General features: G+C 45.9%; 12 protein-coding genes, 3 rRNA genes and 1 pseudogene. 7 read left to right on the top strand and 9 right to left on the bottom strand.

Annotated features, from left to right (window positions below):
* Positions 1-286 precede the first annotated feature (286 nt).
* A 5S ribosomal RNA gene (gene rrf, locus QUA27_RS08330) occupies positions 287-403 on the bottom strand.
* A gap of 6 nt (positions 404-409) precedes the next feature.
* Here rrf (QUA27_RS08330) and QUA27_RS08325 point away from each other — a divergent pair.
* Positions 410-598 (top strand): hypothetical protein, encoded by a 189-nt coding sequence (locus tag QUA27_RS08325; protein ID WP_333067413.1) that lies wholly within the window; start codon positions 410-412, stop codon positions 596-598.
* 1 nt (position 599) lies between these two features.
* Here the strand turns inward: QUA27_RS08325 and QUA27_RS27620 are convergent.
* The 6 genes and pseudogenes from QUA27_RS27620 to sufR all read right to left on the bottom strand — a co-directional run.
* Positions 600-773 (bottom strand): annotated as a pseudogene (locus QUA27_RS27620) (NDH complex assembly factor CRR9); the annotation flags it as partial.
* Between the two features lie 227 nt (positions 774-1,000).
* Positions 1,001-1,117: ribosomal RNA gene (rrf, locus tag QUA27_RS08320) — 5S ribosomal RNA — on the bottom strand.
* Between the two features lie 208 nt (positions 1,118-1,325).
* Entirely contained in the window at positions 1,326-1,547 is a 222-nt protein-coding gene (locus QUA27_RS08315) for an NDH complex assembly factor CRR9 (protein ID WP_333067412.1), read from the bottom strand.
* Positions 1,548-1,720: 173 nt separating this feature from the next.
* Positions 1,721-1,837, bottom strand: a 5S ribosomal RNA gene (gene rrf, locus QUA27_RS08310).
* A 196-nt stretch (positions 1,838-2,033) separates the two neighbouring features.
* Positions 2,034-2,441 (bottom strand): NDH complex assembly factor CRR9, encoded by a 408-nt coding sequence (locus tag QUA27_RS08305; RefSeq protein WP_333067411.1) that lies wholly within the window; start codon positions 2,439-2,441, stop codon positions 2,034-2,036.
* Between the two features lie 82 nt (positions 2,442-2,523).
* Positions 2,524-3,228 (bottom strand): iron-sulfur cluster biosynthesis transcriptional regulator SufR, encoded by a 705-nt coding sequence (gene sufR, locus QUA27_RS08300; RefSeq protein WP_333067409.1) that lies wholly within the window; start codon positions 3,226-3,228, stop codon positions 2,524-2,526.
* 186 nt (positions 3,229-3,414) lie between these two features.
* Here sufR and sufB point away from each other — a divergent pair, with 186 nt between their 5' ends.
* The 4 genes from sufB to QUA27_RS08280 all read left to right on the top strand — a co-directional run bounded on the left by sufB (position 3,415) and on the right by QUA27_RS08280 (position 8,709).
* Positions 3,415-4,854, top strand: coding sequence for a Fe-S cluster assembly protein SufB (gene sufB / locus QUA27_RS08295; protein ID WP_333036166.1), 1,440 nt, complete (start codon positions 3,415-3,417; stop codon positions 4,852-4,854).
* Between the two features lie 282 nt (positions 4,855-5,136).
* Positions 5,137-5,928: a Fe-S cluster assembly ATPase SufC gene (gene sufC, locus QUA27_RS08290; RefSeq protein ID WP_333044221.1), complete on the top strand. Its 792-nt coding sequence runs from the start codon at positions 5,137-5,139 to the stop codon at positions 5,926-5,928.
* Positions 5,925-7,268, top strand: a complete 1,344-nt coding sequence (gene sufD, locus QUA27_RS08285) for a Fe-S cluster assembly protein SufD (RefSeq protein ID WP_333067407.1) — start codon at positions 5,925-5,927, stop codon at positions 7,266-7,268. Before sufC ends, sufD begins: the two co-directional genes overlap by 4 nt.
* A gap of 178 nt (positions 7,269-7,446) precedes the next feature.
* Complete coding sequence (locus QUA27_RS08280) at positions 7,447-8,709, top strand: SufS family cysteine desulfurase (protein ID WP_333067406.1); 1,263 nt, start codon at positions 7,447-7,449, stop codon at positions 8,707-8,709.
* A gap of 169 nt (positions 8,710-8,878) precedes the next feature.
* On the opposite strand, the gene QUA27_RS08275 is transcribed toward QUA27_RS08280, so the two are convergent.
* Positions 8,879-9,703: an NAD-dependent epimerase/dehydratase family protein gene (locus QUA27_RS08275; protein ID WP_333067405.1), complete on the bottom strand. Its 825-nt coding sequence runs from the start codon at positions 9,701-9,703 to the stop codon at positions 8,879-8,881.
* A 112-nt stretch (positions 9,704-9,815) separates the two neighbouring features.
* On the opposite strand from QUA27_RS08275, the gene QUA27_RS08270 reads away from it, so the two are divergent.
* The gene (locus QUA27_RS08270) at positions 9,816-10,670 is read left to right on the top strand and encodes a DUF1232 domain-containing protein (RefSeq protein WP_333067404.1); all 855 of its coding nucleotides are present in this window, start codon (positions 9,816-9,818) and stop codon (positions 10,668-10,670) included.
* A gap of 159 nt (positions 10,671-10,829) precedes the next feature.
* Here the strand turns inward: QUA27_RS08270 and QUA27_RS08265 are convergent, their stop codons facing one another.
* Entirely contained in the window at positions 10,830-11,144 is a 315-nt protein-coding gene (locus tag QUA27_RS08265; RefSeq protein ID WP_333036151.1) for an FmdB family zinc ribbon protein, read from the bottom strand.
* A gap of 154 nt (positions 11,145-11,298) precedes the next feature.
* Between QUA27_RS08265 and QUA27_RS08260 the strand changes: the two genes are divergently transcribed.
* Entirely contained in the window at positions 11,299-11,475 is a 177-nt protein-coding gene (locus QUA27_RS08260) for a hypothetical protein (RefSeq protein ID WP_333067403.1), read from the top strand.
* The last annotated feature ends 14 nt before the right edge of the window (positions 11,476-11,489 follow it).

Here is an 11,489-nt window from a genome sequence, read left to right as displayed (position 1 = left end):
CGAATTCAAGTTCGAGCGCCCGAATTCAAGTTCGAGCGCCCGAATTAATATTATAAGTAATTACCCGAACCTGATATAACTCAGTATCGGTCTCGGCAACACTCGGTACTACTTTCTTGAGAGAGTAGAACTTATCCTGCCAATCATTCTTTAGTCCGCAGAGGCGGACTTCGTTTGTTTATTAGCGGTTTCAACCGCCAAGTCATAAAGAGAATGACTAATAACTCCCCCAAAAAACTAAAGCCCTTTTCCGTTGTTGCGGGAAAAGAGCTTTAATTTATTATTAACCTGGCACTGAGCTATTTTACCGGGCAGTGACCCGCCGAGTATCTTCGCCATAGCAACGTTTAACAACCGAGTTCGGGATGGATCGGAGTGGTTCCATTACATCATAAGCACCAGGAAAGCTTTGAAAACTTTTTATCCTGTGTCTGCGTTTAGTTTGATGCGCTGCATCTCTTTCGCTCGACTTAATTACTGTATCAAGTTTGCCTTTGTCTGTCAACCCCTTTATCAAAAGTTTTTTTCGATCGCCCGCAACCGCTTGAGTTATCTAGGTTTGAGGCCGGGTTTGGGGATGTTGCCGATCGACCTTTAACTCACAAATCCAAAAACGCCACATCCACACCCTGCTCTCTGCGAATTTTCTCGTCCTTCATAAACCAAGACACAACCTGCTTAACTGTTAATTGTTCGATCGCCCTTTCGGCTTCCATCGCCACTTGCCTCTCATGCCGCAAAGACGCCACCACCAAATTCGTAAAAAAGTTTTCAAAACTCGCATCAAGTCAAGTTCGATCCACCCAAAATCTGCTGCTGGCTGCAAATATTGAGATTGCTATAAAACTGGCACGTTAGACATCTCCAACAATTCTTGTGGGAAGTAGGGGTTAAGCATCCTGCCGGCCCTAGACGAGCTTTGGTGTAGATGATTAATAATTCACCAAAAAACTAAAGCCCTTTTCCGTTGTTGCGGGAAAAGAGCTTTAATTTATTATTAACCTGGCACTGAGCTATTTTACCGGGCAGTGACCCGCCGAGTATCTTCGCCATAGCAACGTTTAACAACCGAGTTCGGGATGGATCGGAGTGGTTCCATTACATCATAAGCACCAGGAAAGCTTTGAAAACTTTTTATCCTGTGTCTGCGTTCTGCTTAATGCTAAGCTTGATGTGCTGCATCTCTTTCGCTCGACTTAATTACTGTATCAAGTTTGCCTTTGTCTGTCAACCCCTTTATCAAAACTTTTTTTCTATCGCCCGAAACAGCCCCCAATAGCCGAGTTTGACGTATTATTTGCCAGAGGGGCCGATCGACCTTTAACTCACAAATCCAAAAAAGCCGCCTCGGTTCCCTGTTCTGTGCGAATTTTCCCATCCTTCACAAACCACGCCACAACCTGCTTAACTGTTAATTGTTCGATCGCCCTTTCGGCTTCTGCCGCAATTTGCCTCTCATTCCGCAAGGACGCCACCACCCTATTCGTAAAAAAGTTTTCAAAACTAGCATCAAGTTTGAGCGACCCAAAATCTGCTGCTGGCTGCAAATATTGAAATTTCTACAAAACTGGCACGTTAGACATCTTCAACAATTCTTGTCGGAAGTTGGGGTTAGACATCCGGTGGCCCTAGACGAGCTTTTGTTTAGATGAGTAATAACTCCCCAAAAAACTAAAGCCCTTTTCCGTTGTTGCGGGAAAAGAGCTTTAATTTATTATTAACCTGGCACTGAGCTATTTTACCGGGCAGTGACCCGCCGAGTATCTTCGCCATAGCAACGTTTAACAACCGAGTTCGGGATGGATCGGAGTGGTTCCATTACATCATAAGCACCAGGAAAGCTTTGAAAACTTTTTATCCTGTGTCTGCGTTAACTGTGATGCGCTGCATCTCTTTCGCTCGACTTAATTACCTTATCAAGTTTTCCCTAGTCTGTCAACCCCAAAGTCAAAACTTTTTTTCGAGCGCCCGAAACCGATGGAATTATCGGGGTTTGAGGCCGAGTTTGGGGGTGCGGCCGCTCGACCTTTAACTCACAAATCCAAAAACGCCGCCTCGCTTCCCTGTTCTCTGCGAATTTTCCCGTCCTTCACAAACCACGCCACAACCTGCTTAACTGTTAATTGTTCGATCGGGTTCTCGGCTTCTGTCGCAATCTGCCTCAAAGGCCGCAAAGACGCAACGACCAAATTTGTAAAAAAGTTTTCAAAACTAGCATCAAGTTCGATCGACCCTTTAATACTCTCATCATTCTTAATCCAATCCATCACCTGCCCATTAGTCACCTCAGCCACCGGCTTCCCAGTCTCCCCAGCAATTTGCTTGAGCACCCTCAAAGCATAAATTGCCACCCGCGCCGAAAACTTCTCCTTCGACGACAGCAGCGCCATATCAACTTCCGCACACTCTTCCGGCTTTAAAAAATCTGCTAGCGGTTCCATATATTAAAAATTGGTAATTGGTAATTAGTAATTGGTAATTAGTAATTGGAATTTAGGATTGGTAATTGGGAATTTGAAATTCTCATCCTTCTTCCTTCTTCCTTCTTCCTTCTTCCTTCCTTCTTGCAATCAAATAACCGCAGCGGTGTTCCCCATTAATAATCGAGTGAGTCCGCTCCACAATACAATCCGGCAAAACCGCTGCAAACATTTCCAACTCATTACCGCAGACACTCGGAAAAGTTTCAGCAACATTAGAAATCGCGCAGTTGTGTTCCATCAACACAAATCGATCATCCAAACCAGCGCGATCGCAGATCCCAACCTCTACAGATTCTACAGGATAACACTCAGCCATATAACCTTCAGCCCTGCGGAGTTCCACCAACTTAGTCACCCGTTCTTGCAGCGAACCCGCACCCACTAGCCGCCGGTAGTCCGTCGCCTTGCGCTGCCACTGTTTTCGCAAGATAGTAATCACTTGCTCGCGGCCGACGGTTTCCGCCAACGTATCCAGGAAAGAGACAGCAAAATCGCCGTAACGATTCGGGAAGCGATCGCGCCCCAGACTGGTAAGCTCATAAATGTGCTGCGGCCGCCCCATCCCAGCCTGAACCGACTGATACTGAATCAGCCCCTCCGCTTCCAAATCCTTCAAATGACGGCGAATCGCCTGCGGGCTGATATCCAAAGACTCCGCCAACTCAAGAGCCGTCCCCTGCCCCTCCTTGAGCAAATATTCCAGGATGTCTTGTTTCGTGGAAGTCTGCTGAGTAGTCTCCATCATCTTCACAAAAAATTATTAATTTGACTTTGACAATATCACTGTTGTTAATGTAGCTTAAAATATACTAAAGCAACAAATCAGTTGTTTTACTTACCAGAGCAGCCCCCAGAACTGGCCGGGCCCCCGACAGTTCAGCGTCTGTCATCTTTGAGAGACTTATCCAGAACACTCGAAAGCGCAAAATTAATGAGCTCTACAGTCACAACCCTAGTCAACCAGCCCTACAAATACGGTTTTGTCACCGACATCGAGTCAGACACCATCCCCCGCGGCTTGAGCGAAGATGTAGTCCGCCTGATTTCCGCCAAGAAAAACGAACCGGAATTCATGCTGCAATTCCGCCTCAAAGCATACCGGCAGTGGTTGAAAATGACCGAGCCCACCTGGCCCCACGTCAACTATCCCGCGATCGACTACCAACAAATTATCTACTATTCCGCGCCCAAACAAAAGCCCAAAAAGCTCAACAGTTTGGATGAAGTAGACCCGACACTCCTAGAAACCTTCGAGAAACTCGGCATTCCCCTCTCCGAACAAAAACGGCTCGGAAATGTCGCCGTTGACGCCGTTTTTGACAGCGTTTCAATTGCCACAACCTTTAGAGAAAAACTAGCCAAAGACGGCGTTATATTCTGTTCCATCTCAGAAGCCGTCAAAGATTATCCCGAACTAATAGAAAAATATCTCGGCAGCGTTGTACCAGTCGGCGACAACTTTTTCGCAGCCCTCAACTCAGCCGTATTCAGCGACGGTTCCTTCGTTTACATTCCCAAAGGCGTCAAATGCCCGATGGAATTGTCAACCTATTTCCGCATCAACAACGGAGATTCCGGCCAGTTCGAGCGCACCCTAATTGTCGCAGAAGAAAACAGCTCAGTGTCTTACCTAGAAGGCTGCACCGCGCCGATGTTTGACACCAATCAACTGCACGCCGCCGTCGTGGAATTGGTAACAATGGACAATGCCGATATCAAATACTCCACAGTGCAAAACTGGTACGCCGGCGACGCCAACGGCAAAGGCGGCATTTACAACTTCGTGACGAAACGCGGTTTGTGTCAAGGAGTCAATTCTAAGATTTCTTGGACACAAGTAGAAACCGGTTCTGCAATTACTTGGAAATACCCCAGTTGCGTGTTAGTCGGCGACAACTCGGTAGGCGAATTCTACTCGGTAGCGCTGACAAATAACAAGCAGCAAGCTGACACCGGCACCAAAATGATCCACGTTGGTAAAAATACTCGCAGCACGATTATTTCTAAGGGGATTTCTGCAGGAAATTCATCCAACAGCTATCGCGGCTTGGTGAAAATGGGGCCTAATGCTAAAGGCTCTCGCAATTACTCTCAGTGCGATTCCATGTTGATTGGGGATAACGCTCAAGCGAATACTTTCCCTTATATTCAAGTGCAGAACCACACTGCTAAAGTGGAACACGAAGCTTCTACTTCTAAGATTGGAGAAGAGCAATTATTCTTCTTCGCACAGCGGGGAATTTCCGCAGAAAATGCTATTTCGATGATGATTAGCGGTTTCTGTAAAGATGTTTTCAATCAGTTACCGATGGAATTTGCGGCGGAAGCTGATAAGCTGTTGAGTCTGAAACTGGAAGGAAGTGTCGGATAATTTTCGCGGCCAAGAAACCCTTCCAGGCCGAGTCCATCGGTGACAACTTAAGCTCCCCGTCCGCCAGGGAATGAATTCCTTGGCTAATAGCTAAACTCCTCTAAACAGGACTAATGAGTTTAAAAATTTTCTTCTCAGTCCTCTTCAGAGGACTTTAGCTTTGAGACAGGGAATTCATTCCCTGGCGGACTATCGGTTTAACGTTAATTGGTCACCAAGGGACAGAGCCTAGGAACGAGAAGAAAAAACTGTAAAGTGCATTGAGGAAAAGGACAAAAATAGATGATTGTAGAAAATAGTCAAGTGGTGCTTTCCGTCCGCGATTTAACTGCGAATGTGGAAGATACCCAAATCCTGAAGGGTTTGAATCTGGAAATTAAATCGGGTGAAATTCACGCGATTATGGGCCCGAACGGCTCGGGAAAAAGCACTTTATCCAAGATATTAGCGGGCCATCCTGCTTATACAGTAACGGGTGGAGAAGTTACTTTTCTGGGGCAGAACCTGCTGGAGTTACCGCCGGAAGAACGCTCTTTGGCTGGCGTATTTCTGGCTTTCCAATATCCTTTAGAAATTCCCGGCGTTAGCAATCTGGATTTCTTGCGCGTGGCTTACAATTCTCACCGCAAACATCGCGGCTTGGAAGAATTGGATGCTTTTGATTTCCAAGATTTAATCGAGGACAAGCTGGATATTGTCAAGATGAATGATTCTTTTTTGGGCCGCAGCGTAAATGAGGGTTTTTCCGGCGGCGAGAAAAAGCGGAATGAAATTTTGCAAATGGCGTTGTTGGAACCGAAATTAGCTATTTTGGATGAGACTGATTCGGGCTTGGATATCGATGCTCTCAAGATTGTCGCCGGCGGTGTGAATCAGTTGTCAACTGCTGAAAATTCGATGTTGGTGATTACTCACTATCAGCGGTTGCTGAATTACATTATTCCTGATTTTATTCACGTCATGGAAGCCGGCAGAATTATCTTGACAGGCCCGAAAGAGTTGGCGCTGGAATTGGAAGAACGCGGTTATGACTGGGTTGTGGAAGAGGAAGCAGCAGGAGTAGGCGCGCGATGATGAATACGCAAGTTGCTAGTAGGGAAATGTTTTTGACTGATTTGGTGAATCAGTGCGGTAAGTTGGAGGCTGCTAATAGCAAAAGTGCGGCTTACGGGTTGCAGGATTTGCGGGATGCGGCGACGGAATACGTGCTTTCTTCGAGTTTTCCGACGGTGAGGGATGAAGAATGGCGCTTTACTGATTTGTCGTCGGTGTTGCAAATTCCTTTTCATATACCCCAGAGCAATCAGTCAAAAGTTAAGCTGGCTGATATCATTATGCCCGTGAAAAATCGGGATGATTTACCATTAAGATTGGTATTTGTCAACGGTTTTTATGCGCCGGATTTGTCCACGGTGGAGTCGTTGGTTTTGCCGAATTTGCCGATCGACTTTTTCGCAGGTAATCTATCCAATGTACCCGAAAAATATCAAGGGCGCATCAGCGATGTTTTGAGCAAGCACAGACAGCAAACCGAGGTATTTACGGCGCTGAATACTGTGGGTTTGGCGGATTCTGCGGTGGTGTTCGTCCCGGCCAATATGTCGATCGACCTTCCGATTCACTTGCTGTTCCTGACAGCGCCCGGTGCATCTCCCACGATGTGCCAGCCGCACTGCTTAATTATAGCTGAGCCTGGAAGCAGCGTGACCCTGGTTGAGGATTACGCAACTATCGGTAATGTACCAGCGTTTACTAATGCTGTAACGGATGTTGTTGTCGGCGAAAACGCTACTGTGAATCACGTTCGGCTGCAGCGGGAAGGTGGGGAAGTTGTTCATATCGGCAAAAGTGCGATCGAACAATCTCGTAATAGCCGTTACACTTGCCATGCTATCAGCTTGGGAGGCAAAATATCGCGGCACAATTTAGAAGTTTTTCAGCGCGGCGAAGCCACTGAAACAACTCTAAACGGCTTAAGCGTAGCCTTTGGGGAACAGTTATCTGACACTCACAGTTTAATCGATTTCAATCACCCGCACGGTACCAGCCGCCAACTTCACAAGTGCATTGTCGGCAACAAAGCTCGCGCAGTATTTAACGGCAAAGTTTTCGTTCGCAAAGCCGCACAATTGACAGACGCCGGACAATTGAGCCGGAATTTGTTGCTGTCGCCGAGAGCTCGCGTAGATACCAAACCGCAGTTGGAAATTGTCGCCGACAACGTTAAATGTTCCCACGGTGCAACTGTCAGTCAATTAGAAGATGATGAGCTTTTCTACTTGCAAAGTCGCGGTTTGGATTTAGAAAGAAGTCGCTATTTACTAATCGATGCTTTTGCAGCAGAAATTCTCAATCTGTTGCCAATTGCAGGTGTGGCGAAAATGCTTTCTACCTGTGTGGCTATTCAAGAATAAAAGAATTAGCAACAGCGTCGAAGCCTGTTCCACAAAAATCAATGTTCCTGTGGGCCGTTGCTCCTAGCCCGCCCAGTTTAAGCAACAGCGTCGAAGCCTGTTCCACAAAAATAAATATTCTTGTGGGGTGGGCTTCTAGCCCGCCCAGAATCCGCAAAAATACTAACTTCTGAAATTTATGACACTTATTCAAGAAAAAACACTTGCATCAAAAGTTCGCGACGACTTCCCAATTTTGAATGAAAAAGTAAATGGCAAACCGCTAGTTTATTTAGACAATGCAGCTACTTCTCAAAAACCTCTAGCTGTCATCAATGCTTGGCGCGACTACTACGAGAAATATAATGCAAACGTGCACCGCGGCGCTCATACTCTCAGCGCCAAAGCGACTGATGCTTACGAAGGTGCTAGAGACAAAGTTGCGGCGTTTGTGAATGCGGCGTCGCGGCAAGAAATTGTTTACACTCGCAACGCCACCGAAGCGATTAATTTGGTTGCTTATTCTTGGGGCTTGAGCAATCTGCAAGCCGGAGATGAAATTATCCTGTCGGTGATGGAACACCACAGCAATCTCGTTCCCTGGCAAATGATTGCTCAAAGAACCGGTGCGGTGCTGAAGTTTGTCGAGTTAACGGAAACTAACGAGTTTGATGTAGAACAGTTTAAAACCCTGATTTCCCATAAAACTAAATTGGTGTCAACCGTTCACGTTTCTAATACTTTGGGCTGCATCAGTCCAGTCAAAGAAATCTGCAAAATTGCCCACAGTTTCGGCGCAAGAGTTTTAATAGATGCTTGCCAAAGCGTGCCGCACATGATAGTAGACGTGCAAGCAATAGATTGCGATTGGCTGGTTGCTTCCGGTCACAAAATGTGCGCTCCGACTGGCATCGGTTTTCTGTACGGTAAACTGGACTTGCTGAGAGAAATGCCTCCGTTTTTCGGCGGCGGCGAGATGATTGCTGACGTGTTTCTCGATTATTCGACCTATGCCGATTTGCCGCACAAATTTGAGGCGGGGACGCCTGCAATCGGCGAGGCGATCGCCCTCGGTGCAGCAGTCGATTATCTTGGTAACATTGGCATGGAGAAGATTCACGCTGCCGAAGCAGAATTGACTGCTTATATGTTCCAACAATTGCGGCAAATTCCAGAAATCAAAATTTACGGGCCACAACCAGACAGCAACGGCGAAGGTAGGGCAGCTTTGGCGGCATTTACTGCGGGAGAAATTCACCCTCAAGACTTGTCTACCATGTTAGATCAGGAGGGAGTGGCGATTCGTTCCGGGCATCACTGCACGCAAGCTTTGCACCGCTATTTGAATATTTCATCTACGGCGCGGGCGAGTTTGTATTTTTACAATACTCGCGAGGAGATTGATGTGTTTGTGAAAGCGTTGAAAGAGACGATCGACTTTTTTGCTGGGATTATGGGATAAGTTAATTAGTGCTTGAAATGGCTTTTTTTTGAACCGCAGATGTCGGCAGATGAACAGGGATGAACGCAGATGAATAAAAAATCTAAAGCTATCAATATCGCCCTTTCTTCATCCGCGTTCCTCCGCGTCTATCCGCCTGCATCTGCGGTTCAAAAAAAAATTAGCCCAACTAAAACTCCCTAATCTCAGGATGAACAAACTGATAACCAGCCGCCTTAATCTTTTGATTCGACACCCTCGCATTATAAGGCCGCACGCTAGGACTTCCATCCCAAGAAACTTTAGGCAAATTGTGAGCTTCAAAAATGCGATCGAGCAATTCGCGACTGGATAGCGACACATCTCCGACTAAATTGTAAATGCCCTGCAATCGAGTTTCCAAAGCAAAGGTTAACCCCCCAACAACATCATCCCGATGCACCCAATTAGTAGCATCTTCCCCCGCACCAGGGCGAGTGTTCCCAGCCCAGCGCCCAAAGATTTTAACTAATTCTCGTCCAGGCCCATAAATTCCTCCCAAACGGAGAATGCAAACGTGAAGATTGGCATTAGATGCTGCTAATAAAACCCGTTCTGTTTCTGCCATAATTTCACCGTTTGGGTTGGCAGGTGCGACTGGTGACTCTTCATTTACCACTTCACCTTTGCGATCGCCATACACAGAATAAGTACCAGTATAAATAACTTGTTTTACTGTCGGTATCTGCTTTAAAACCGATACCAAAGTAGTCGCTGTATCTAAATAACTCTCCTGATAAGTATCAGAATCTGGAGCACCTACGCACAGCATAACAGCATCTTGTTCTTGCAATACAGCCGTCATTGCATCTTTGTCATTTCCCTTGAGCACGGCTACCCGCTGGGCGACACCCTCCAACTCAACGACTCTCGTCGCCGTGGTAGTTGTCGCCGTCACGATACAATCAGATTTGCCGCGTAAATGTTTGGCTGTCGCAGTACCCACATAGCCGCAGCCGACGATCGCAACTTTCATAAAAAATTCTCCTTTGTTTGATACTCTCTAAAATTATTGCCGATTTCTGAAATCATGGCGCGCTGAGTTTTGTGGTAAAATGCAAAGCGTCGTGATCAATCGGAGTAGCATCATGTCCGAGAGAGATATTTTTGCCACATCCTCAGAAAGCGAACTTTTAGCTTTTTATGGTTCTTTGTTTGCGATCGCAGCCGCCGATGGTTCCGTTGATATTGACGAACTAGATTTGTTGTTTAAAACCATAAATTTAGACAAATTTTCTGACTCTGCAAAGGCTCAAATCCAATCCTACACAGCTAGTCCCCCATCACTCAGCGACTGTTTGCAAACACTCAGCAAGTCAGAAGAAGCGCTGCGTTTGGGAGTCATGTATTTTTTAATTAACATTGCTGGGGCAAATAAGACGCTGCATCCCGGAGAAAGCGAGGCGATCCAATCCGCAAAAAAACTGCTGGCGGTTTCCGACTTGCAAATCCAAGCCATGCAGGAATTTATCGCAGACATCAAACAAATACGGGAGACCACCCCTAATAAAAATCAGGCATCAGCATCTTTCAATTCGGCTGTTTCTCAGCTTAAAACTAAGGGCATTCCTCTCGATTTAATCGACCGGAAAGGAACCACGACAAACTTCAGCAACCCCAAAACCAACTATTCAGATGAAAGTTTTTGGGCTAAACTTAAAAACTTTGCTTTAACCGCAGGAAGAGAAGTAGTGGAAAAAGCTTTAATTCTCTACTATACGGCTCAGAACCCAAACGTGCCTGCTTGGGCAAAAGGAGTTGTAGTTGGAGCTTTGACCTATTTTATATCTCCTGTCGATGCCATTCCCGATATATTAGTCGGCATCGGATTTACCGACGATTTGGGAGTATTGCTAGCGGCCATAGCTACTGTTTCAGTATACATTAATGCTGATACTAAAAAACAAGCAAAGCAAAAAATGAAAGATTGGTTTGGTCAATAATATTATGTCCGGTTGAGCCTTTTGTGGTGTCGGCATCGGACTAATATAATCTGAATAATATAGCTGTTTTTAATCTAATCAAACAAAGGACACTGCGCTGCCGTGTCCCTACTTAATATATGTAATTCACTCAACTGAAAACTTGATTATTATGGATTCTCAGTCTTTAATCGGCTTACCATCTCGATTGACAATACGGCTTTCACCATCCTTAGCCGTGACATTTTCATAAACCCCTTCATCCCGCTTCACGTACTTGCTAAAACCCGAATTTTTATAATCGGTGTCGGATGTCGGCTTCATCAATCTCGGAGCGCTCAGCAGCCGGCGTACCGGAGCATCTGCGGGAGTCTCCCCGGGTTCGCACTTAGCCAACTCGCACAGTTGGCCCCAAGTCGAAACTTCCAGGTTCATGCTGTGCCACACTTCTAACTGCTGGTTGTTTTCGGGACACAAATAATCGTATACAGGCATACTAAGAATCTCGTTTGCAACTACTAAAATTACTAATTGCACGGTTATTGAAAATATTATAGCTCAACATTACTAATAATTCAACCCCAAAAATCAAAGTTTACTATTTTTAACGGTTGTTGAAACCTTAAATCAGCTATATTATTAACCCTGTGTGCTTGCTCCCGAAAGCGATCGAGACAAAGCCCAAAAGTACGCTACCCTGAAATTCTCTGACTCGATCCAACGACGATCGCACGATCGACGGTTAGCAAATGCCCGCAAGACTTCCCTCAATGCCGTCACAGGATTGATCATCATTTTCAGACTGTACGTCAATCACAGATTCTAAGTTTCAATTTTATT

It is taken from the genome of Microcoleus harperi Pol14_C6 (assembly GCF_036701295.1).
GTDB lineage: Bacteria > Cyanobacteriota > Cyanobacteriia > Cyanobacteriales > Microcoleaceae > Microcoleus.
This window is presented reverse-complemented; position numbering and strand designations above follow the sequence as displayed.

Bases quoted from the DNA above. Each gene is read 5' to 3' on its own strand.
- sufB (WP_333036166.1), top strand. From the start codon at position 3,415: ATGAGCTCTACAGTCACAACCCTAGTCAACCAGCCCTACAAATACGGT.
- QUA27_RS08270 (WP_333067404.1), top strand. From the start codon at position 9,816: ATGTCCGAGAGAGATATTTTTGCCACATCCTCAGAAAGCGAACTTTTA.
- sufC (WP_333044221.1), top strand. From the start codon at position 5,137: ATGATTGTAGAAAATAGTCAAGTGGTGCTTTCCGTCCGCGATTTAACT.
- QUA27_RS08305 (WP_333067411.1), bottom strand. From the start codon at position 2,441: ATGGAACCGCTAGCAGATTTTTTAAAGCCGGAAGAGTGTGCGGAAGTT.
- QUA27_RS08280 (WP_333067406.1), top strand. From the start codon at position 7,447: ATGACACTTATTCAAGAAAAAACACTTGCATCAAAAGTTCGCGACGAC.
- sufD (WP_333067407.1), top strand. From the start codon at position 5,925: ATGATGAATACGCAAGTTGCTAGTAGGGAAATGTTTTTGACTGATTTG.
- QUA27_RS08275 (WP_333067405.1), bottom strand. From the start codon at position 9,703: ATGAAAGTTGCGATCGTCGGCTGCGGCTATGTGGGTACTGCGACAGCC.
- QUA27_RS08265 (WP_333036151.1), bottom strand. From the start codon at position 11,144: ATGCCTGTATACGATTATTTGTGTCCCGAAAACAACCAGCAGTTAGAA.
- sufR (WP_333067409.1), bottom strand. From the start codon at position 3,228: ATGATGGAGACTACTCAGCAGACTTCCACGAAACAAGACATCCTGGAA.